This is a genomic window from Stieleria tagensis (assembly GCF_024129865.1).
GTDB lineage: Bacteria > Planctomycetota > Planctomycetia > Pirellulales > Pirellulaceae > Stieleria > Stieleria tagensis.
On sequence record NZ_JAMYFE010000086.1, the window covers coordinates 1 to 21,681 of the forward strand.

Here is a 21,681-nt window from a genome sequence, read left to right on the forward strand (position 1 = left end):
AGCGAGGGATCCCGCTAACACCCTAAATCCCTCGCTGACGCGTCGGGTTACCGTAAAAGCGCAACTTCAAAACTTACGCGTCGGGTTGTGATGAAAATCGCTGGCTTCAAAACGGCAGAACCGGGCTGAGAGAATCCGGCTACGGGAGGACGACTGTGCTACGCGATTGGCGTGGGCGCGGGTAAATCCTCTGAATCGTCGCGGATGAAATACACCCAGATCAATCCGGCGATCGAAAGGCACAGCACACACACACTGACCCACTGCGAGATCGTGAGTGTGGTATTGAATTGACCGGATTCATCGACGCGAACCATTTCCAGCACGAATCGCAACACCGCGTAGGATGCAAACCCCAGGAACATCAATGCACCGCTGCGATGGATCACCAGGGACAACAGACACAGCAGTCCACACAACGCCAGCGCCGACAGACTGCTGATCGGCTGGGCGGCCCGCACCGGCAGCGCGCGCGGTGGCAATTGATCTGGCGACAGGACATAGGTCTTGCCCGAAACCCGCATCATCCACCCCGGCTGGATTTGTTCGAACGCCAAATCGGGATCGGCGTCTTGGAACGGGCGGCGATCAAAATCACCGGCTTCAAAAACGTCTCCGACCTTGATCCCTAACTCATCGGCAACACTACCTGCGGCCACCGACTCGATCACTCCGCTCCGCTCGGCGATCTGCATCCCCAACAGTTCGCCACTGGTCAGTTGTTCCTGGTAGACCTTGGTGATGGGTGGGAAGTGCAACGCTGCCCAGCCCTCGTCACAACGTCCACCGTAACAGCAGCCGTTCAACAAACATCCGAGTCGACCAAAGAACACGCCCAGGAAAATACAGGGCACGATCGCATCGCCTAGACGCAGCACGGGGACCTTGCGACGCAGCGTAAAAATCATGAACGCCAAAAAACCGCCGATGAAGGAACCGTAGACGACCAGGCCTCCCTCGGTGAACGCCAACATATTCTTGATCGTTTGCAGCGTCGTGTCGGCGATGAAACCGTCGCGGTATTGAATGACGTAGAACAACCGGGCGCCGATGATTCCACCGATGAACACCCACGGCGTCAGCGCGTAGATCAAATCCGGATCCAGACCGCTGCGGCCACTGCGATAGGCCGCCAGCGCCACGGCGCTCATCACTCCGCAGACCAGGAACACGCCGTAACCTCGAATCGCCATCCCAACCGGATCACCGTTGACGTTTTCCAACTCCACGCCGGGCAGCACCACCGTCAGCAGCACCGCGGCGATTCCCCAAAACAGGCCTTCACCGGCCAGCACCTGTGAGACCGACGGTGGCCGGTGTTCGCCGTCTTGGTTGCCATAGCGGTCGTATTGCCGTTTGGCCCAAACCAATCGCGCGACCAAGGCAATCAGCAAAATGGCCAGCGCCCACCCGAGTCCAAACACCGGAATTCCGGCGATTTCGTGGGGGATAAAAAACAGGGTGCGGCGCATGGAAAACCACTGCGGGGGGGATGGAGAGGGGGCCGGCGACATTGCTCTAGACCACGATCGCCCACCTTTTCTACGCTCTGAACCGTGAAAATGTCTAGATCACCGTCCGATCCACCAAGTCACCGTCGAGAACGTTCCTAGCATGCGGCATTCACAACAGCACACCCAGAGTTCGTCCGGCCAGCCCCGGCGACTGCAGCGTCGCCCCCGTTGGCGAATGATTCCAATGTCGTTGGCTCCATTGACTCTGGTGTGGCTGGCCTTGGTTCCTCGCTTAGCGATTGCCGACGATCCGCCCGCCGCATTTCAGGTCACGATTGAGATCTTGGACGCTGAATCAGGCCAACAGCTCGACCGGCATTTGGTGCTGTTTGACGACGGCAAAGCGTATGACTTTGCACTCTCCGAACCGCGTGACGTCACCGTGGTTGATCCGGTTGCATCCAAAGTGATTCTATTGTCGCGGTCGACCCACGAGAAAACCACGATTAACAATCAAGACATCGTCAACGCGTCAGCACGAGTCCGGCTATACGCAAAAAACGAAGGCATCGAAGAACGATTGGGCATGGCCGCCGCTCCCGAGTCAAAACCCGATCCTGCGCCGGGACAAAAGGGTTACCGCGTGACATTCGCCGGCTACCGCTATGACGCCACAGCCACCACGCCGACTTCGCCGATGCAGCCCGAGCGGTTTGCCGAATTCACCGACTGGGTCGCCCGCGTGAATCTGATCCGCAGTTTGGGCACGCCGCCGTTTGCGCGGATGAAACTCGGCCGCACCATCGGCAACGACGGCCTGGTCCCGAGCAACATTTTGTTGCGAATCGAGTCTGACGGCCAACAGCGCACGCTCGAGTCGCGTTACACGTTCAAAGACCAATTGAGCGACGCCGGCAAAAAACGGATCAACGAAGCCGCCAGCATGCTGGAACTGTATCGCGAAGTCCCGCTGGAATCATTCCCTCGCTAGGATTTGCAGCCGAGCGACAAACCATCCAACATCTGTGCCGCAGCGTCACTCTTATTCAGCACGTAATAGTGGATTCCCGGCACGCCGTTTTCGATCAGATCGATCGTTTGCATACGGGCATGGTCGACACCGATATTGAATTGATAGTCCGCATCGTCACTTGAATTCATCGAGGCAGCCATGTCATCGGGAATCCGTGCCTTGCACATTCCGGCGATTCGCTGAGCCTGTTTGAAATTGGTCACGGGCAAGATGCCGGGTACGATCGGGATGTTGATCCCGGCGGCTTGGCAGGCATCACGGAACCGATAAAAATCGATGTTGTCGTAGAACAGCTGGGTCACGATCACGTCGGCGCCGGCGTCGACCTTGCGTTTCAGATTGTCCAAATCCGTTTGCGCGTCGGGCGCTTCTTGGTGGATTTCGGGATAACCTGCCACAGCGATCCCGAAATCGCCTGGATAGCTGTCTTGGATCAATTCCACCAATTCATTGGCATAGCTCAGACCGCCTTCGACCGCTTCGAACGTTTCACTGCCTTTGGGTGGATCGCCGCGCAGGGCAACGATGTAATCCGCGCCACGCCGTTTGGCTTCGCCCAAATAATCACGCAGGGCTTCGACCGTCAGGCCCACACAGGTCAGGTGTGACGCGACCGGCAGTCCGGTGATCTGACGCACCCGTTGGACCACATCCAGAGTTCTCGATTGCGTGGATCCGCCGGCCCCGTAGGTACAGGTGAAAAAACTAGGACCGAACGCATTCAGACGCTCCACATTCTTTTCCAACAACGCCATCCCCTCGTCGGTCTTCGGGGGGAACAGTTCGAATGAGATGGCACAGTTTTCACTGTGGAAATGATCGGAAAGTTTGATCGTGGAACTCATCAAAGACCGGCAATGCAGTGGGAACGATTGGGGGAACCAGCGGTAGAGCGAAGCGGACAGCTCTCCCCTTGGCGTTAAAAATCCGCCTCTATTGTAGCCCCTGAGTTAAATACGCAATCCGTGCAATGCAATTGATTGCAGGATTGCCTAATCCGCACAACTGACCAAGCCGTGATGGCGACCACTGGCCGCCGTTAAGGGCCAATTCTTGACCCCCGCTCCCGCCCCGCCTAGACTCCCCGCTCTCGATGAACCAACGCCAATGGCTCTGTTGAACGCCTGCAACGATCGACGCCCGGGGCGTCTCACTGTTTCATCGCCGCCATCCGACTTTCCGTTTGCCCTCGCACGGTGCCTCCGTTGATCGACGTCATTTCGCCAGTTTTGCACGCTCCCGTTGGTCTCTCCAGCCTGTTTCATTTCTCGCTGCACACACTTTCTGGCAGTGCCCTGTTGGCTCAATCCGAAGCGGCGGCGGAATCGGTCGCTCCGGTACCGGCGGGGCCGCTGATCGCGCTGCTGGTGTTTGGGATCGCACTGTTGCTGGTGTTGATTCTGCAACTGAAACTGCAAGCGTTTTTGTCGCTCTTGGTTGTTTCGGTGGTCGTTGCGGCGTCCAGTCGGTTGGTGAACCCCCACGCGGTACCGATCACCCAAGTCGCCGACACGATTGTGCAAAGCATGGGCAGCGCGCTAGGATTCATTGCCACGATCATCGGGATCGGCGCCATCTTTGGTGCGATTCTGGAACACAGCGGCGGCACACAGTCGCTGGCGAACAATCTGGTGCGAATATTTGGTCCCAAGCGCGCTTCATGGGCGATGCTGCTGACCGGATTCATCATTTCGATCCCGGTCTTCTTGGATGTCGCACTGGTGATCCTCGCGCCGTTGCTGTTCGCGTTGGCCCGCGACACCAAGCGACCGTTTCTGCATTTTGGACTGCCGCTGGTCGCCGGAATGGCTGTCACCCATGCCTTTGTGCCGCCGACCCCCGGCCCGGTCGCGGTCGCCTATCTGCTGGGCGTGAATTTGGGCTGGGTGATCTTGTTTGGTGTGATTGTGGGGCTGCCGACAGCCATTTTATGCGGGCCATGGATGTGCATCAAATTGTCCAAAGGCATCCATATTCCGATCCCCGAGGCCCCGATCGTCTCCGACGAAGACAACGTCGAATTGCCGTCATTTGGGTTCATTCTGTTTTTGATTGTGCTGCCGATCGGCATGATTTTGGCAAACACGATCGTCGAACAGTGGGTCGCGTCGGGGCTGCCCGAAGGACTGACGCGCGACCAACGATCATTACAACTGACCGCGGCGCTGGCCGATGCGTCGCCGCTGGTCCAAGCGATTACATTCATCGGACACCCGGTGATCGCGTTGCTGACCGCAACCCTGGTCACCCTGTATTTCCTTGGCACACGCCGCGGCGTGGATCGCAACACCCTGCTGGAAATTTCCACCAAAGCACTCGGCCCGGCAGGCATCATCATTCTGATCACCGGCGCCGGCGGCGTGTTCAAGGGTGTGCTCAAAGCCACCGGGATCACCGACGCCTTGGAAGTGTTGTTCACCGATTCTGGGATCTCGGTGCTGTTGTTGGCATGGCTGTTCGCCACGCTGATCCGAATCGCCCAAGGCTCGGCGACCGTCGCAATGCTGACCGCGGCCGGATTGATGGCGAACTTTGTCACCGACATGAATCAACCGCAATTGGCGCTAATCACGGTCGCGATTGCCGCCGGTGCCACTGGGTTTTCACACGTCAATGATTCCGGGTTCTGGATGATTTCACGCTACTTCCAGATGTCCGAAGGCCAGACGCTACGCACCTGGGGAGTGCTGACCACGATGATCTCCGTGATCGGATTCTCCATCGCCATGATCCTGTGGCAATTCGTCGGCTGAATCGCCAGCGCTTTCAATGGCGGTGCTTTCAGTGATAGCCGGCTGCGGGTCGGCATCATCTTGAGCGACCGGTGTCGGCCCGGCGACGGCCACTCGCTGTCGCAAGAACAACGGCACCAGCAACACCCCCGCCGCGGCTGCGATGATGACGTTGCGGCTGCTTTGGTCGCTCGGCCAGTAAGGATCACTCCACAGCATTCGCCACAGCGCCAGATGCAACGTGGTCGCCAGTGGCAGCGCAAACGAGAACGACTCCATCGCACCGCGCGCCGCAATCTGGCCTTTGGGACCATCGTTAATGGGGATCCAGTTCAACAGCGGACGCGTCAGGAATGCCAGAATTGCCGACGCGATCACCAGTGCGGGCATGGATTGCCAACCGATCAAGATCGCTGGAATCGACAGCATCACGATCAGGTCAACCAGTCGCGCGGTGCCACTGCCGAGCGGATTCAGTTTCAGGTCCGCCGACGGACACAGCCCCTTGGCCAGCACCCGGCCGAACAACGCCGCGGCGACCAAGGCCGTCACCACTCGCATCACCGCATCAAAGTACAGCCCGTGGGGCGACCAAAGAGAGGGTCGCGTGGTTTGCCAGGGCACGATCATCAACGTGGGAAACGCCAGCATCGGCACGATCGCGGCGAGGGCTGCGAAAACGGTTAAACCGTTGGGCAGTCGCGCGCCGTCGATGCGAATCAATGCCATTCCCCACAGCGTCGACAGCAGCACCGCGTGGTAAGTCAAAATCCCCAACAAAATCGGTGTGACGTGCGGAGCCCAGAGGGGGCCACCGTGCCAATGCATGATCTGGCCTGGCAACGACAGCGAGTAAATTTCGCAAACGCCCACCACGGTCAGCGAGATTCCCACCAACGCTTCGACGATCGGATAACGGCGTGAAATCGGCAGAGAACAAAACCGGCAGCGTCCGCCCAGGGAAATCCATCCCAGCACAGGAACGTTGTCACGGCTATTCAGCGTGCACGCACAACGCGGACAACGCGATCGCCCGCCGATGCTTTCACCGCGAGGCAGCCGCCAAGCAACGACATTCAAGAAACTGCCGATCGAACTACAGAAGTAGATCAACCAGCTAACGATTGTGGCATCGATCAGCCGCGGCACGATCAAATCGGCGAACGAATATTGTGGATAAATCTGTGCTTGGAACCAGGCCAGCCCCACCACATAGCCGGCCAGCAGTGCGGCCAGCCACGCCAGCACGCCCAGCAGCGGCAACTTCTTACGCAGTCGATGTCGATTCAAGTTGTCAAATCCAATTGATTGTCCGCCGGACGATTCGGGCTGATTGCCGCTTGCTGGCACTCCATACTGATCACAGGCCACGCTTGTTCTACACTCGCTCCATCATCCATTGCCACCATGCCAGTTCCTGCGATCCGCATCACCGCAGCCAATTCGCATCCGATCGCCGACGACCGCGACTATGTGCTGTATTGGATGATCGCCAGCCGACGAGCCCGCTACAATTTTGGACTACAGCACGCCGTCGACCAAGCGCGTCGACTGGGCAAGCCACTGCTGATCTTCGAACCGCTCCGCGTACGCTATCGCTGGGCAAGCGACCGGATCCACCATTTCATCATCCAGGGAATGCGTGACAACCAGGCGGCCTTTGCCGACCGCCCTGTCACGTATTTCCCTTACGTTGAACCCAAGCCCGGGCGGGGATCGCCACTGTTGGCAAAGCTAGCCCAAAACGCCTGCACGGTGGTCACCGATCAGTACCCCTGTTTCTTTTTGCCGCGGATGATCGATGCGGTCAAAGATCGCTTGCCGGCGGCGCTGGAACTCGTTGACAGTAATGGCGTCGTGCCGCTGGCGCTGCCCGAGCGAACCTTCACCGTGGCACACAGTTACCGCCGTTGGATGCAGAAAAACATTTTGGATTGTCTGGTCGATATGCCGGTCGACGATCCGCTGGCGGATCTGGACTTGCCGACGCTCAAGGCATTGCCGTCGGCGGTCCAGCGGCGCTGGAAACCGGCCCAGATCGACGCCTTGCTCGATGACGGCGGCCTAGCATCCCTCCCCATCGATCACTCCGTTCCCCCCAGCCCGGTAGTCAGCGGCGGCAGCGTCGCGGCGACAGAGCGGCTGGAGGATTTTATTGTCAACCAGCTTGGTAAATACGGCGACGACCGAAACCACCCGGACGAAAACGCCACCTCCGGTCTCAGCCCCCATCTGCATTTTGGCCACCTTGCAGCTGCCGAAGTGGTCCAACGGCTACTGGATCAAGAAAACTGGACTCCCGACCAGGCCGCTGATGCAAACGGCAAAAATCACGATTTCTGGAACACCAGTCCCGCCGCCGAAGCGTTTTTGGATCAGATTTTGACCTGGCGCGAGATGGGATTCAATTTGGCGTTTCGCGAGCCCCAGCGGTACGACCAATTGGAATCACTGCCCGACTGGGCGTTAAAATCGCTGGCGGAAACGGCCGATGATCCGCGTCCGCAGCTTTATTCGCTGGAACAATTCGAAACCGCCCAGACACACGACGAAGTCTGGAATGCCGCCCAGCGGGAATTGGTCCAGACCGGGGTGATGCACAACTACATGCGGATGCTGTGGGGCAAAAAAATCTTTCATTGGACCCCCACGCCGGACGAGGCACTGCGGATCATGATCGAGCTGAACAACAAATACGCCTTGGACGGCCGCGACCCCAATTCGTACAGCGGCATCTTTTGGGTGCTCGGCCGCTACGATCGGGCTTGGGGGCCGCAGCGGCCTGTTTTCGGCAAACTTCGCTACATGACCAGTGACAGCGCCCGCAAGAAATTGCGAATGACGGATTACCTGCAACGTTTCGGAGAACCCTCTTAGCCCCAATTCGTCACGCCAGCACCGCGCCAATCAGCCGGCATGCGCTAGCGTCCGGTTCCGCGGGGTCACGCACTATCTGCAACAACGAACCGTGAGCGAGCGCTCAACGGCTGATGAATCTGGCTGATGAATCTCTGCGTTCAGACTGCAAATGCCGGCCCAAAAACGCGGCCCTGAGGCAGGAAATGCTGCGATTACTCAAACCGGGTCGGTTTCAGGGCTGAAAACAGTGAAAAGCCCTTGCCGATTGGCAACGCTGCCGATACCCTTCCGAATTCGCCGCCGAAGGTCCGACAACGATCTTTTTGCAGCGGCAAACTCGCGAACTCGATCAGCTCTGCGTCCAAGCGAAATTGTGCCGTCCTATCCCGACTGCATCGCAGCCGGAGGCGTGATTTTTCAGCGAGCTTTCACATTGTTGTTCGCCCAACCGCACATTTTCCGTTTTCAGTAGAACTGTTCCCGTGACTGCGCAACCTACCTACATGGCCAAAGCCGGCCAAGTTGAAAAGAGCTGGCACCTCGTCGATGCATCCGATGAAGTCCTTGGTCGTTTGGCCAGCGACATCGCCGTCGTCTTGATGGGCAAGCACCGCCCCGAATACACGCCACACGTTGATTGTGGTGATTTTGTGATCGTCACCAACGCTGAAAAAGTTGGCATGACCGGACGCAAAATGGACGTTCGTCACTACACTTGGTACACCGGTCACCCGGGATTGCGACTGGAAAGCTACGGCGATCGTCAGCAACGCAAACCGGAAGATTTGATCTACCACGCTGTTCGCCGCATGCTGCCAAAGAACAAGCTGGCTCGACAAATGATCAAAAAGCTAAAGATCTACACGGGTCCGGATCACCCGCACATCGCACAAGACCCGAAGCCGTTGGCTCGCAAAGGCAAAAAGATCTCCTCGTAAGAGTTCTCGCAGCCAGTGATCGGCCATTCCCCCCTCTATTGACTCATTAAATTAATTGTACTGATGTCCCTGATCAAAAAAGACAAGATCAATGGCGACGCCCTCGGAACCGGGCGACGAAAGAGCAGCGTTGCACGTGTGCGGGTCCGCAGCGGTGAAGGCAAAATCTTGATCAATCGCAAGCCGCTTGACGAGTACTTCGTGAATGACCAAGACCAAACTGCGATCAAGCAGGCGTTGGTCGCCACGGAGCTCGAAGGCAAATTGGACGTGTTGGTTCGCGTCAATGGCGGCGGGCTGACCGGACAAAGTGGCGCCGTGCGAATGGGACTGGCCCGAGCATTGGTTAGCTATGACGAATCGCTGCACGATGCTCTGCGTGACGGCGGATTCCTGACGCGAGACTCGCGTATGAAGGAACGAAAGAAACCTGGTTTGCGTGGTGCCCGTCGTGGTGTCCAGTTCAGCAAACGATAACCCCTAGGAAATCAGTTGGGAAAGAAAGAAGAAGCATTCGAAGTCGAGGGTACGGTTACCCAAGCCCTCGCCAACACCCGGTTCCGAGTCCAATTGGAAACCGGCAACGAAGTGATGGCGCACGTCGCCGGACGGATGCGCAAGCACTTCATCCGCATCGTGCCCGGCGACAAGGTTCGTGTCGAACTGTCGCCCTATGACCTGACCAAAGGTCGGATCACGTACCGAGAACGGTAGCCCGCCCCCACTTCCACGATCGGGTGCGTCGATCTTCCGGCGCCCTGCCTGTCACCGCCGCGCTGGGTCGGATCAACCCCAGCCCCTTGCAACGATGACAAGCGATCTCGATTCCATTCTGGATGTTGCCAAGTCCGCGGCCGCTGCCGGTGGGCACGTGCTGAAACGCTACTGGCGTGACGGCGTCGAACTGCGCGATAAATCCGCCAACGGTGGCAAGACCTATGACCTGGTCAGTGACGCCGACCTAGAAAGCCAGGCCGTGGTCGCTGGCGTGATCTCGGAAGCCTTTCCCGATCACGAACTGATGGGCGAAGAAGACCTGGTCGGTGACACCACCGCCGAGCATCTGTGGGTGATCGACCCGCTTGACGGCACCAATAATTTCGCACATCACATTCCGCATTTTGCGGTTTCCGTCGCCTACTATCGAAACCAACGGCCCGCGGTCGGCGTGGTGCTGAACCCGATCAGCGGCGACCTGTACACCGCAACGTTTGGTGGTGGAGCCTTTCATAACGACGCGCCGATCAAAGTCTCCGGCGCCCCGTCGCTTTCCAACGCCATCGTCGGCTGTGGGTTTTACTACGACCGCGGCGAGATGATGCGGTCCACCCTGGCAGCGGTCGAAGAATTTTTTAGCCACGACATCCACGGCATTCGCCGGTTTGGTGGCGCGGCGCTTGATTTGTGTGCCGTGGCCAGCGGAATGTTTGGCGCCTTTTTCGAATACAAACTCTCGCCTTGGGACTTTGCCGCCGGTCAATTGATTTTGACCGAAGCCGGCGGAACGATCACAGACGGTCGCGGGCAACCATTGGGGCTGGTGCAATCGAGCATCGCAGCGTCCAACAGCACGCTGCACGATGCCGTGTTGGCGATCACCGCTAAACACCATCCCTAACGGTCAGCGAAAGCAACGGACGATGCCGTTGTCATCCGCGACGAACAACTCGGTGTCCGTTACCGCGACGCCCGCCGCGAAACCACCGCGGATTTCGAACACCCAGCGCTCTGTTCCGTCGGCCAACGACAATCGCAGCAACCGTCCATCGGTGGCCGGTACCCAAACATCATCGCCAGCGATGACCGGTGACGCATCGGCACGCCGTTTCAGTGTGTGACGCCAAATGCGTTTTCCCGTCGTCAGGTCAATTGCGTCGACGTGTTTACGCTGACTGCTGACGACGGCCACATTGCCCGCGATCGCGGCGCTGCTACGATACTCCTGCGATTGTTCCATATCTTCATAGCGCCAACGTTGCTGATTGGCTTTCCAATCGAACCCAAACACCGATCCGTCCATCACCGGAACGACCGCAAAATCGCCTTGAATCGCGGGCGTGCTGCCGGTCGGCCCCGCCAGCGGCAATGGCTCGCCGACCGCCTTGCCAGTTTCTAAATCGACCACGTGCAGTTTGGCATCACAGCCGCCCAAAAACGTCAACTGCCCCGCGACGGTCGGCGAACAGCGAATTTGATCATCCGCCTCGTAGGTCCATTGTGGTTTTCCATCGGCAGCGGCAAAGCAATAAAGCTTTCCGTCCTGGCTGGCCACCAACACGTTGTCCTTGTAGAGCGCCGCTGCGCCGCTGATTTCACCCGCGGTGGTTTGTGTCCAGCGCTGCGTTCCATCGGCAATCGCCAGCGCATACACATTTCCTTCGATGTCACCGATGATCAGTTGCTGGTCGGCAACAATTGGCGCGGCGAGAAATCCGGTGTCAAAACTTTTTTTCCAGACCAGCGTCCCGTCCTGTCGCGAGAGGGCGTAAACCGTGCCCATCACATCGGCGGTGTAGACCTGGTCGCGACTGACAACCGGAGTCGTCTCGATGGCTTCATCAGCTTTATATTCCCAGGCCACCTTCAATTCGGCCGGCAACTGGGACGCCGTGGCTCCCGACGCCGCTGCATCACCACGGGGGTACAACCAATCTGCCCCCCATGATTGATCTGCGACTAGACTGCACAGGATGAACCCCGCGGCAATCCAAACGCTCTGGAACAAAGCGGAAGGTGCGCCCGACGTCCGTAGGCCTGTGGTGGGAAAATGGATCATTGACATGGTCAAAAAACGGTTGGGGTGACGGGATGACGCCTATTCTTCCGGCAGACTCATTGCAGCAGATGGTAAGAAATCAAAAACCCCCCTGCTCGATGCAAACTACCCGATCTATTATACGCACTCGTCATTCCAGACACCGTGCCCGATTTCCTTTCTTTGACATCACCACTCCATGATTTGTGTTAGCCTCGGTCGCAGCCGCCACACGCGGATGATTAACGAACACAAAGAGCTCGTGAAACAAGGGGCCGAACTCGTCGAATTGCGTCTGGATTACATCGGCCGCGCCGTCAATTTGTCACGGCTGATGGATGATCGCCCTGGTCCGGTGGTGATGACGGTACGCCGCCGCCAGGATGGTGGGCGGTGGACGAAAAGCGAGCAAGACCGATTGATGCTGCTGCGTTCGGCAATCGTCGCCGGCGCGGAATACGTTGATATCGAAGCCGATATCGCGTCTCAAATCCCGCGATACGGGAACACCAAACGGATCATCAGTTACCACGATTTTTCCGGCACTCCGGATAATCTGGAAGACTTGCATGCTGCGATGGCGGAGGAGGACGCCGACATCGTCAAAATTGCAACCATGGCGAATTCGTTCACCGACAACGTTCGCATGTTCGAGCTGATCCGCAACGCCAAAGTGCCAACGATCGGTCTGTGCATGGGCGAGATCGGATCGATCACGCGGATCCTAGCCAATCGCTTCGGCGCGCCATTTACCTATGCCACGTTCAGCACGGATAAAACAATGGCCCCCGGCCAGCTGAACTGGAAAGAAATGAGCACGATGTACGATGTGAAAAACATCAACAGCGAAACCGAGTTGTTTGGTGTCATCGCCGACCCGGTCGCACACAGCTACAGTCCGATGATTCACAACGCTGCTTTTAAAGCGGAAGAGATGAACGCCCGCTACCTGCCGTTGCGGGTGCCGCACGACGATTTGCATAACTTCATGAATGGGGTCAATGACGTCGGCATTCGCGGTGTCAGCATTACGATTCCACACAAAGAACGTGCGCTCGATTATTGCAACCAAGCCGAATCGAGCGCCACGGGAATCGGTGCAATCAACACCATGGTGTTTCACGAAAATGACCGACTCGGTTACAACACCGACTACCGTGCCGCGATGGATTGCATTGTCGAACTACTCGACAAAAAAGATCATCCCAAAGAAAACGCGTTGCAAGGTGTCACGACGATGGTGTTGGGTGCCGGTGGTGTGTCGCGAGCGATCGCCTGGGGATTAAAGCAACGGCAAGCGGACGTCGTCGTGACATCGCGGACTGAGGAACGCGCCCGACTGCTGGCATCGGACATCGGTTGCCGCGTGGTCCCGTGGGAAGACCGGCACAACCAAAAAGTGCAACTGTTGATCAACGGCACACCGGTTGGCATGCACCCCAACGTCAATTCATCGCCCTTCAATGCATCGGCGCTGAACCAATTCATGGTTGTGTTCGATACGGTTTACAATCCCGAAAACACATTGCTGATCAAATACGCCAAGCGCGCCCAGTGCCGCGTGATCACCGGCATTGACATGTTTGTTCGCCAGGCTGCCTATCAGTTCAAATTGTTCACCGGCAAAGACGCCCCGACGGCATTGCTGCGGAAAACAATCAAACAGGCAACCAACCCGGTCCAAGTTCACTGAGGATGGCTTGACGTGATGAACCCTGAACCGCCTCCCACGCATCCGCTGCCTGATTCATTGGAATTGCGTCAAGCATTACCGGACGACGTCGCCGCGATCCACGCGATGCTGCGACCGTTCGTCATGCAGCGATTGCTGCTCTCGCGGACACAGGCCGAATTGGTCGAATTGACACGTCACGGATTCGTGGCGATGGAGAAAACAGACGCATCAGACCAAACAGGATCCGCCGCCGTTGAACGCTGTGTCGGGTTCGCAGCGGTCGAGGTCTACAGCGCCAAGCTGGCCGAACTACAGTGTCTGGCGGTTCACACGGATTACCAGCGGTTCGGCGTCGGCAAACGACTGGTGCAAATGTGTGTGGATCGCGCCGCCGGATTGGGCGTGATGGAAATCATGGCAATCAGTTCGTCCGAGTCCTTTCTGCAGAACTGCGGATTCGATTACTCGCTGCCGGATCAAAAACGAGTCTTGTTCCGCCAGCTTCGCCCGCGACCCTACGAAGATCGTTAGGGAAGTTCTCGCACACGCAATTTGCGAAATTGGATCGGCGACCCCTCGCTTTCTAAACACAGGTAACCGCTGGCAGGTGACACCCCGTTTCCACCGGAAACCTCTTCGCCATTGACCCACAAGCGGACTTCGCCGTTGATCGCGCGAATGTAGTAGTGGTTCCAGCTCCCATGACCATTGCACAGGTGCTTGCGTGGGAAACTGCGTTGGCCATTCGGCGACGTCGGTGGAAACGGCTTGAGATCTCTGCCGGCGCCAAACACATCGCCATTGGTGCCAAACCAGTCCGTTGGCTTTCCCCTGGCTTCGATCATCGCGGTGTATCCATGATCGAGCATTTGGACTTCGATCCCGTGCGGCAACCCCGGTTTTCCCTTGGCTCGCAATCGCGCCAGTGAATCCGGTGTCACCCAAACGAACAGCCCCGAATTACCGGCCGATTTTTCGTGCATCCATTCGACCACAATCTCCACATTCTGGAACGATTGCTTGGTCGCCAATACGCTGATTGGTAGCCCGGTGCAGTGCAGCACACCGTCCTTCCAATTCCAAGTGTCATCCGCACTGTTGACCTTTTCAAAATCATCCGGCCCCAGCGAACGCCAACCGGGCGCCTGATCATCGATCCGAGCCTGGATCGCGCCCTCTTGGGCAGAACATGCACTCCATCCTGCAATCAACGACGAACACGTCAGCAAAACAATCAATACAGAACGCGGCATGGCGGGGTCTCGTAGCACGGCGGGAATGGTCAAACAGTTGCCCCACATTGTGACCGATCACCGAGTGCACTCACAACCCTCTGCCGAATCGGAAGCGTTCGCTGGCGTGTGCGTTTAGAAGTTGCGTCTTGATCGCAACCCGACGCGTCAGTTTTGAAGTTGCGCTTTTACGGTAACCCGAAGCGTGAGCGAGGGATTTTGGGTGTTAACGGGATCCCTCGCTGACGCGTCGGGTTACCAAAAAACAATGCCCAACGCATAAGCGCAACTTCAAAAATTGAGCGTCGCGATCGCCATTGCTAAGCAATCAATTCCGGAATCAATTCGCCACCGAATTGGCTGAGCTGTTTGTAGCGTCCGCCATGAAAATAGGTCAGCTTGTTGTCATCGAGTCCCAACAATTTCAACAGCGTGACGTGGAAGTCGCGAATCGGGTGAACACATTCGGTTGCGGTGGATCCCAATTCGTCGGTTGCGCCCACGACGCCAGGTTTCACACCCCCGCCAGCCATCAGCATGGTCATCGCCATGTTATTGTGTCCGCGTCCAAGTGAATAAACACCGCCACGTTTGTTGTTGTCCGGTGTTCGGCCGAACTCACCCGTCCAAACGACCAACGTGTCTTCTAGCATCCCACGCTGTTTCAGGTCGCGGATCAGTGCGGCAATCGGTTTGTCGACGCTCTTAATGCGCGCCGAATGCCCTCGTTCCAAATAGTCGTGACTGTCCCAGCCGCCGCTGAAAATCTGGACGAATCGCACACCGCTTTCGACCAACCGTCGCGCCATCAAACATTGACGGCCGAACGTTTCCGTTTCGCTTTGATCCAATCCGTACATGTCCAGCGTGTCTTGATTTTCACTCGACAGATCGATCACGCCGGGAACTTCCGTTTGCATCCGAAAGGCCAACTCATAGCTTTCCATCCGGGCACTTAGTTTTTGGTCGGCCACCGAAAGCGATTCCAGGTGAGCCTGGTTCAGACGCGCCAGTTCGTCGAGCGCCCTGCGCTGGTGTTCGCGTGATTTGAATCCTTGCGGTGCCAGATCTAAGATCGGCGATCCTTCCGGACGCAAACGCGTTCCCTGGTAATAGGGCGGCAGAAAGCCGTTGCTCCAGTTGGTTGGTCCGCCTTGAGGCAATGCCAATTCGGTCATCACCACGTAGCCTGGAAGGTTCTGGTTTTCCGTTCCCAAACCATAGGTTGCCCATGCTCCCAACGCGGGGTCACCGCCCAATCGACTGCCGGTGTTCATGTGGAACAAGGCTTCGGGGTGGTTCAACGACTCGGCCTGGCAACCACGATAGTTGCATAATTCGTTGGCCACATAGGGATCTGCCAGGTGTTCCCACTGGTCGCACATTTCGATGCCATTGTCACCAGCATGTTTGAACCCGAATGGACTGCCGACAAAAAACTTGAATCCCGTTTCTTGACCGGCCGTCAGCTTGGATTCCGATTTGTGCAAGCGAGTCAGTTCGGGCTTGGGATCAAACGTATCCATTTGCCCCGGGCCGCCTTCCATGAACAACATGATCACATTTTTGGCTTTCGCCGGCAGCATCGGTTGCTTGGGCGACAGGGGGCCTGTCGCAACCGCATTTTCGCTGGCCAGCAGATCGGTTAGGGCGACTGATCCGAGAGTCGCGCCCAGACCGTACAAAAAAGATCGACGACTTGCGTGCATAGGATTGGACCGTGTGAAAGGAGTGGTTTGATGATTCGATGGCGAAAGGTTCAGGCGTGAAATACTCAGTCGACGTACATGAATTCGTTGGTGTTCCAAAGCAGCAGACACATGTCGGCCAGTGCGCGTGTTTGCGGGGAGACATCGGCTGCTTTCTTGTCTTGCTGGTAGTGCTCAAAAACCGGCAAGATTTCTTCGTACTCGAATACGTTGCCCGAGAACTCTTCGACCAATGACCGAGTGATAGAGACCGGATAGACGACCGGTTTGGGGTCCACCGTCTGGTGATAATCGACCATTTCAGAGACGTATCGACCCAGGTTTTCCAATTCGGATTCCGTCGCCGCGCGGCCGAACGTCAATCGAAACGCCCGATCGATTTGCCGCGGCAGTTCCTCCGACTCCTTTTGCAACCGCAGCGCCATCGCGATCGATCGATCGGTCATCATGTCACTGTTTAGCAGTGTGAACACTTGCGGGGTCACCGATGCGGATTCGCGTAGTTCGCAGGATTCGTTGGGATTGGGTTGGTTGAACAATTCCGTAAACGGATCGGCCATGCCACGAACATGGTAGGCATAGATCGTTCGCTGATTGCGTTGTTCGATTTGCGGCGAGGGCTGGTAGGACGGTGCCAGTGAAAACTGAATCATCCGCGGTTGCAACGCAACTTCCATGTTGATCTCGGGCCGAATCGGCACACCGCCTTGGCTGGGCTGCAGCTCGCCGGTCAGTGCCAACACCGAATCACGCAATTCCTCGGCAGTCAGTCTTCGCCGTGGGAAGTGAGACAACAAACGATTGTCAGGATCAACCTCGGCTAGTTTTTCCACTGCAACAGGTGTGGTGCTGCGGCGATAGGCGTCGGACATCATGATCACGCGATGCAATCGTTTGATGGTCCAACCGTTTTCGACGAAGTCGCTGGATAGGTAATCCAACAGATCGGGGTGAGAGGGTTTTGCCCCTTTGGCACCAAAGTTATTTGCGTTGGCGGCGATGCCGACACCAAAGTGATATTGCCAGACGCGGTTGACAATGGAGCGAATGGCAATTGCATTTTGCGGATCAGCGATCCACCGCGCCAGCCCCAAACGTCGTCCTTGGACAGCGTCGGTCAATAGATAGGGATCGTCGGCCCCACTTGAGACCGGCAACGAAACGGCACTCAAGACGCCGGGCACGACTTGATCACCAAACGCCGTCAATGCGCCACCGATCAAAATATGATTGACCAAGGTTTGGTCTTTCTTTTTCTGGGGGTTGATCCGCAACTTGCGGGCACCATTCCATGCCATCCCGCCGAACTCTGCGTTGTAGACGCTCTGAGCCATCGGCTGGTAGCGTTCCAAACGCCGCTGCCAAATCCATTCGTCCTGCTCGCGAACTTTCAACTGTCCTTGTTCGACGTAGCTGAGTCCGACGTGACGTTCTGGTTTTTCTTCGTCTGGCAGGTCCTTGCGTTGCTGTTCATTTTTGTAGGGCAGATTGTGTTCTTCGAACCATTTGCGTGCCGCGGTTTCGCGTTTTTCGACCAACTTGTTCTTTTCAGCGACGGCGAAGTCGAGCATTTTCTTGACCAGTTCTCGGCCTTGGTCAAATCGATCACGCGATTCGTCCGCCAAAAATGGCACCTTGCGTTCGGCCATGTGCGTGGTCGCAAACGCGGAATACATGCGGTAGTAGTCGCGCGTCGGGATCGGATCAAATTTATGGTCGTGACATTTGCAACAACGCATGGTCGTCGACAGAAACGTTTGTCCGGTGATGTTGACCAGATCATCGAGATAGATTTGCCGGGCTTCGTCGGCTTCGATCATCGCATTGTCCCAGGGCCCCAGACGTAGGAACCCGGTCGCCACCAACGACTCGGCTTCCTGTGGGGTGTAGTCGCCATCGAGTTGTGTCTGTTTGACCACAGCTTCGTCGCCACCGCTGCGGGCACGCACAGACTCGTCAGCCAATTCGTCGCCGGCGATCTGCTCGACAATGAATTCGTTGTACGGTTTGTCGTTGTTGAACGAACGAATCACGTAATCGCGGTAGCGCCACATGTTGGAACGTTCATAGTCATTGGACATGCCACCGGTGTCAGCGTAGCGACTGATGTCCAACCAATGCCGTCCCCAATGCTCGCCATAGCGAGGGCTGGACAACAGGCGATCGATCGTCGCGGACCAAGCCGCCTCGGGATCTTGCTGCCAAGCGGTGGTGAAGGAATCGATTTCGGCGGGTGTCGGCGGCAAACCGGTCAAATCGAATGTCGCCCGACGCAGCAGCGCGACCGGTGATGCCGCGGGGGATCCTTGCAATCCGGCAGCGTCCAATGCTCGAGAGACGAAATAGTCGATCGCCTCGCTTTGATCCGCCACATCCACCGGTAGACACTCGGATTTGGATTTCAGTTTGCCCCACGCCCAAAGGTCCTCGGGTTGGTAGCGACGATCGGTCCATTGCTGTGACGTGCCGCCACTGGTGGTGACGATCAGACCGTCCGCAGTCTCGACCTGCATTCGCTCTTCGTCTCGGTAACGTTGTTGCGTCTGTTCGTCCGGCCAGGGAGCTCCCTGTTTAATCCATTGACGAAATAGATCGACTTGCTGTTGCGTCAGGCGGTCATTTTCTTTCGGCGGCATCTCCATGCCTTCCCAGGCGATCGCCGACAACAAGGTTCCTTCATCCGGTTTGCCCGGCACGACGGCCGGTTCTTCCGATTCTCCGCCGCGTAGCAGATCGGCCAGCCCCATCACACTGAATTCGCCTTTGACGTCCTCTTGATCAGCGCCGTGGCAGCCCTGACATTTATCTTTTAGAAGCGGCAAAATCTTGAGTGTGAAATCGCGTTCCACCTGTTCGTGCGCCGGTGCCGCGTCAGCAACCGGTGGTGGGACGGCTACGTCGTCGGCGGCTTGGGTCGGCGAAATCGCTGCGATCACGGTCAGCAGCCCAGCGCCGGCGATTGCTCGGATCGAGGGAACGGTCATTTGCCGGTTTGAGAGGGAAATCATGCAGGGTCCCGGTGTTCGGTTAGTGCTCATGCGGGTTTCCGGTTTGGAACAAATCTTTAATCTCTTGCTCTGAAAGCGCACCGGAGAAAAGTGCGAATTCATCCATACTGCCGTTCAAGTTACGCACGACAAATTTTGCATCCGTTCGGTACATCGGCTCGCTCCAATTGCAAATCGACGCCGAACCAATTTTCACGGAATCGACCAGCAACGCCTCGGGGACGTGGTGGCTGCCGATGGAACGATCATTCAAGTAATGGCTGACCCGTTTCCGATCCACATCCAGCACCGTCGTTAACATGATCCAACGACCACTCAACGAGGTATCCCAGAACGGATCGGAGTAGAAAATTTGTTGTTGCAGAAGCTGCGGATCCAGCTGATCTGAATCGGGCGGTTTGACGGAAAAGAACAATCGTCCGTCGTTCATGATCTGCCAATGCGGTTCGCCGGATTCATGACCGTCGGTCAGGAACAACGAGTTGTACCAGCGGTCCAAGCTATTGATTTTAACCCAACAGCAGAGGGTCAAACCGCGATGTTCGCCGGGAACGGAGACTCGGACACGGCTGCCCATCGGACTAAAATCCAGTGCGCCTTGATTGCGTCCCCAACGGTCCTCGGTGCGTTCGGCGGCAACCACTGCTCCATCACCTGCGGCGTTGGGGTTTGCGGCTGCCTGATTGACCAACTGGCGCGACCAACCGGCATCAGGATTGACTTGATAGTAAGCGATCAAACGCGGATCAAGACGCAGGCGTTCGCGAGACTGCTGCCAGTTGCTGAACTGGTTCGATTGCAGCTGCGCCAATTCATTTTGAAATGCCGCCGGTCCCAATAGATTGAGTTCCTCTTGTGGCAAATGGTCGGCGAATCCAGCCGCCGTCAATTGCATGGCCTGGCCGTCAGTCAAACGTCGGGTCAAGGCATCGGTCGACTGCAATTCGACTTCGCCATCGACCACTTTCACTCGGGCGCTGTCTTGATCGACATCCACGGTGAACTCGGTGCCCAAATCGACCACTTCGCCCGAGGCTGTCTTCACGCGAAACCCATGGGCGGGTTCGGGGACGTGAGCTCGCGCTCGGCCGCGCACCAGCGAGACTTGCATCGGCGAATCCACCGAAAACAAGGCGTCGCCTTGGATCACCATCTGCACACCGCTGAACAGTTCCAGGTGCACCAATCCGGATTTCAAATGCAATTTGCCTTCGGGTACCAATGCTCCATTGCCGATCGGATCGCCATCCCAGACAGCACCGGATTGGCCGCTTAGAACGGCGAACCCGTTGGCCGACGGCTCGGTGGAGGACGCCTGAGGCACGGTGGCTGCGGCGATAATTCCGGCAGTGGATTGGTTGGTGTTTTCCCGATCACGCGACAACATCCAAGACGTCGCGATCAACAAACACGCTGCGGTGGCCAACGCAACCATCGCGACCCATGTGATTCGTCGCGAGTCAGTCTGGGCTTTGGTCAAAGCCTGCACAGTGATGTCGGCATCCCAGTCACCCGGGGCCTCTGACGCCTCTCGCTCGAGCAACAAGTCCAGTTGCAGCCGACGATAGTATTCCTGGCGGACTTCGGCATCGACGGTCAATTCCGCCTCCAACCGCAGCAGGTCTGCTTCACTGATCTGGCCTTCCAACAGCGAGTCAATCAGGAGGGATCGTTCATCAGGATTCATCGGCTTTCTCCTGCTGATACCAACCGTCGTTCAATACAGTCTGCCAAGGAAGTCCGTAAGCGATGCAATGTGACTTTGACGCTACCGACCGGCCGGCCGAGTTGGCTGGCAAAATCCGCCAGAGGTTGTTTCGACGCATAGCGACCGAGCAGTAACTCACGATTGGACGGCTTGAGCAATTCCAGGCACTGACGCAGGGCTTGCTGACGCTGCAGAAAGCCATCGTCGACCTGTTGCAGCTCGGCTGCGATGGTTGATTCCAGTTCATCTGAAAACTGAATTCTCGCATCACGGGCTTGTTTTTTGCGATGATTAAGGACTTCAAAGCGGGCGATTGCAAACGCCCAGGCCTTGAATTGGGTGCCAATTTCAAATTCCGAGCGTTTTTCCCAGATTTTTGAATTCGCCTGCTGAATCACGTCACCGGCCGCGCTGTCGCCGGGCATCAACGCGCGGACATACAATCGCAACGGCAGCTGGCATTCGGTCAGCAGCGTGACAATCGCAGAATCGTCGGTGTTTTGGTGCTCGGACGGTTGCATGCCTATAAACTCCCCCGATTTTCGATTGGTTAACAACTTTTTTAGAGAAAACCACCA

Annotated in this window: 18 protein-coding genes; 9 read left to right on the forward strand and 9 right to left on the reverse strand. The window is 57.1% G+C overall.

Annotated features, from left to right (window positions below):
* Window positions 1–158: 158 nt before the first annotated feature.
* On the reverse strand, window positions 159–1,472 hold the full coding sequence (locus NHH03_RS19790) for a prolipoprotein diacylglyceryl transferase (protein WP_253158870.1): 1,314 nt from the start codon (window positions 1,470–1,472) through the stop codon (window positions 159–161).
* A gap of 142 nt (window positions 1,473–1,614) precedes the next feature.
* On the opposite strand from NHH03_RS19790, the gene NHH03_RS19795 reads away from it, so the two are divergent.
* Entirely contained in the window at window positions 1,615–2,445 is an 831-nt protein-coding gene (locus NHH03_RS19795) for a hypothetical protein (protein WP_253158871.1), read from the forward strand.
* Here NHH03_RS19795 and metF read toward each other — a convergent pair.
* Window positions 2,442–3,332, reverse strand: coding sequence for a methylenetetrahydrofolate reductase [NAD(P)H] (metF, locus tag NHH03_RS19800; protein WP_253158872.1), 891 nt, complete (start codon window positions 3,330–3,332; stop codon window positions 2,442–2,444). The genes NHH03_RS19795 and metF overlap by 4 nt on opposite strands.
* Before the next feature lie 360 nt (window positions 3,333–3,692).
* On the opposite strand from metF, the gene NHH03_RS19805 reads away from it, so the two are divergent.
* On the forward strand, window positions 3,693–5,240 hold the full coding sequence (locus NHH03_RS19805; protein ID WP_253158874.1) for a GntP family permease: 1,548 nt from the start codon (window positions 3,693–3,695) through the stop codon (window positions 5,238–5,240).
* On the opposite strand, the gene NHH03_RS19810 is transcribed toward NHH03_RS19805, so the two are convergent.
* Window positions 5,157–6,509, reverse strand: coding sequence for an A24 family peptidase (locus NHH03_RS19810; RefSeq protein ID WP_253158876.1), 1,353 nt, complete (start codon window positions 6,507–6,509; stop codon window positions 5,157–5,159). The two genes, NHH03_RS19805 and NHH03_RS19810, sit on opposite strands and share 84 nt — an antisense overlap.
* Window positions 6,510–6,626: 117 nt before the next feature.
* On the opposite strand from NHH03_RS19810, the gene NHH03_RS19815 reads away from it, so the two are divergent.
* The 5 genes from NHH03_RS19815 (at window position 6,627) to NHH03_RS19835 (ending at window position 10,634) form a co-directional block, all read left to right on the forward strand.
* A complete protein-coding gene (locus NHH03_RS19815) occupies window positions 6,627–8,096 on the forward strand; it encodes a deoxyribodipyrimidine photolyase (RefSeq protein ID WP_390895599.1) in 1,470 nt (489 codons plus the stop codon).
* 464 nt (window positions 8,097–8,560) lie between these two features.
* On the forward strand, window positions 8,561–9,016 hold the full coding sequence (rplM, locus tag NHH03_RS19820) for a 50S ribosomal protein L13 (RefSeq protein WP_253158878.1): 456 nt from the start codon (window positions 8,561–8,563) through the stop codon (window positions 9,014–9,016).
* A 63-nt stretch (window positions 9,017–9,079) separates the two neighbouring features.
* Window positions 9,080–9,493 (forward strand): 30S ribosomal protein S9, encoded by a 414-nt coding sequence (gene rpsI, locus NHH03_RS19825; protein WP_253158880.1) that lies wholly within the window; start codon window positions 9,080–9,082, stop codon window positions 9,491–9,493.
* 15 nt (window positions 9,494–9,508) lie between these two features.
* Window positions 9,509–9,730 (forward strand): translation initiation factor IF-1, encoded by a 222-nt coding sequence (infA, locus tag NHH03_RS19830; protein ID WP_094411247.1) that lies wholly within the window; start codon window positions 9,509–9,511, stop codon window positions 9,728–9,730.
* 94 nt (window positions 9,731–9,824) lie between these two features.
* Complete coding sequence (locus NHH03_RS19835) at window positions 9,825–10,634, forward strand: inositol monophosphatase family protein (protein WP_253158882.1); 810 nt, start codon at window positions 9,825–9,827, stop codon at window positions 10,632–10,634.
* Window positions 10,635–10,637: 3 nt separating this feature from the next.
* On the opposite strand, the gene NHH03_RS19840 is transcribed toward NHH03_RS19835, so the two are convergent.
* Window positions 10,638–11,792, reverse strand: coding sequence for an outer membrane protein assembly factor BamB family protein (locus NHH03_RS19840; RefSeq protein ID WP_253158884.1), 1,155 nt, complete (start codon window positions 11,790–11,792; stop codon window positions 10,638–10,640).
* 178 nt (window positions 11,793–11,970) lie between these two features.
* Between NHH03_RS19840 and aroE the strand changes: the two genes are divergently transcribed.
* Window positions 11,971–13,464 (forward strand): shikimate dehydrogenase, encoded by a 1,494-nt coding sequence (gene aroE, locus NHH03_RS19845; protein ID WP_253158886.1) that lies wholly within the window; start codon window positions 11,971–11,973, stop codon window positions 13,462–13,464.
* 15 nt (window positions 13,465–13,479) lie between these two features.
* On the forward strand, window positions 13,480–13,977 hold the full coding sequence (locus NHH03_RS19850) for a GNAT family N-acetyltransferase (RefSeq protein ID WP_253158888.1): 498 nt from the start codon (window positions 13,480–13,482) through the stop codon (window positions 13,975–13,977).
* On the opposite strand, the gene NHH03_RS19855 is transcribed toward NHH03_RS19850, so the two are convergent.
* The 5 genes from NHH03_RS19855 to NHH03_RS19875 all read right to left on the reverse strand — a co-directional run bounded on the left by NHH03_RS19855 (window position 13,974) and on the right by NHH03_RS19875 (window position 21,624).
* A complete protein-coding gene (locus NHH03_RS19855) occupies window positions 13,974–14,699 on the reverse strand; it encodes a 3-keto-disaccharide hydrolase (RefSeq protein WP_253158890.1) in 726 nt (241 codons plus the stop codon). The two genes, NHH03_RS19850 and NHH03_RS19855, sit on opposite strands and share 4 nt — an antisense overlap.
* A 299-nt stretch (window positions 14,700–14,998) precedes the next feature.
* Entirely contained in the window at window positions 14,999–16,387 is a 1,389-nt protein-coding gene (locus NHH03_RS19860; RefSeq protein ID WP_253158892.1) for a DUF1501 domain-containing protein, read from the reverse strand.
* Between the two features lie 65 nt (window positions 16,388–16,452).
* On the reverse strand, window positions 16,453–19,371 hold the full coding sequence (locus NHH03_RS19865) for a PSD1 and planctomycete cytochrome C domain-containing protein (protein ID WP_253158894.1): 2,919 nt from the start codon (window positions 19,369–19,371) through the stop codon (window positions 16,453–16,455).
* Between the two features lie 43 nt (window positions 19,372–19,414).
* Window positions 19,415–21,082, reverse strand: a complete 1,668-nt coding sequence (locus NHH03_RS19870) for a FecR domain-containing protein (protein WP_253158896.1) — start codon at window positions 21,080–21,082, stop codon at window positions 19,415–19,417.
* Window positions 21,079–21,624 carry a sigma-70 family RNA polymerase sigma factor gene (locus NHH03_RS19875; RefSeq protein WP_253158898.1) on the reverse strand — a complete coding sequence of 182 codons (546 nt, stop codon included), beginning with the start codon at window positions 21,622–21,624 and terminating at the stop codon, window positions 21,079–21,081. Before NHH03_RS19875 ends, NHH03_RS19870 begins: the two co-directional genes overlap by 4 nt.
* Window positions 21,625–21,681 lie beyond the last annotated feature (57 nt).

Excerpts from the sequence above, each read along its gene's own strand:
- NHH03_RS19855 (WP_253158890.1), bottom strand. The coding sequence starts at position 14,699 with ATGCCGCGTTCTGTATTGATTGTTTTGCTGACGTGTTCGTCGTTGATT.
- NHH03_RS19815 (WP_390895599.1), top strand. The coding sequence starts at position 6,627 with ATGCCAGTTCCTGCGATCCGCATCACCGCAGCCAATTCGCATCCGATC.
- NHH03_RS19860 (WP_253158892.1), bottom strand. The coding sequence starts at position 16,387 with ATGCACGCAAGTCGTCGATCTTTTTTGTACGGTCTGGGCGCGACTCTC.
- aroE (WP_253158886.1), top strand. The coding sequence starts at position 11,971 with ATGATTTGTGTTAGCCTCGGTCGCAGCCGCCACACGCGGATGATTAAC.
- NHH03_RS19850 (WP_253158888.1), top strand. The coding sequence starts at position 13,480 with ATGAACCCTGAACCGCCTCCCACGCATCCGCTGCCTGATTCATTGGAA.
- NHH03_RS19875 (WP_253158898.1), bottom strand. The coding sequence starts at position 21,624 with ATGCAACCGTCCGAGCACCAAAACACCGACGATTCTGCGATTGTCACG.
- NHH03_RS19795 (WP_253158871.1), top strand. The coding sequence starts at position 1,615 with ATGCGGCATTCACAACAGCACACCCAGAGTTCGTCCGGCCAGCCCCGG.
- NHH03_RS19865 (WP_253158894.1), bottom strand. The coding sequence starts at position 19,371 with ATGACCGTTCCCTCGATCCGAGCAATCGCCGGCGCTGGGCTGCTGACC.
- NHH03_RS19790 (WP_253158870.1), bottom strand. The coding sequence starts at position 1,472 with ATGCGCCGCACCCTGTTTTTTATCCCCCACGAAATCGCCGGAATTCCG.
- NHH03_RS19870 (WP_253158896.1), bottom strand. The coding sequence starts at position 21,082 with ATGAATCCTGATGAACGATCCCTCCTGATTGACTCGCTGTTGGAAGGC.
- metF (WP_253158872.1), bottom strand. The coding sequence starts at position 3,332 with ATGAGTTCCACGATCAAACTTTCCGATCATTTCCACAGTGAAAACTGT.
- rpsI (WP_253158880.1), top strand. The coding sequence starts at position 9,080 with ATGTCCCTGATCAAAAAAGACAAGATCAATGGCGACGCCCTCGGAACC.
- NHH03_RS19835 (WP_253158882.1), top strand. The coding sequence starts at position 9,825 with ATGACAAGCGATCTCGATTCCATTCTGGATGTTGCCAAGTCCGCGGCC.
- NHH03_RS19840 (WP_253158884.1), bottom strand. The coding sequence starts at position 11,792 with ATGATCCATTTTCCCACCACAGGCCTACGGACGTCGGGCGCACCTTCC.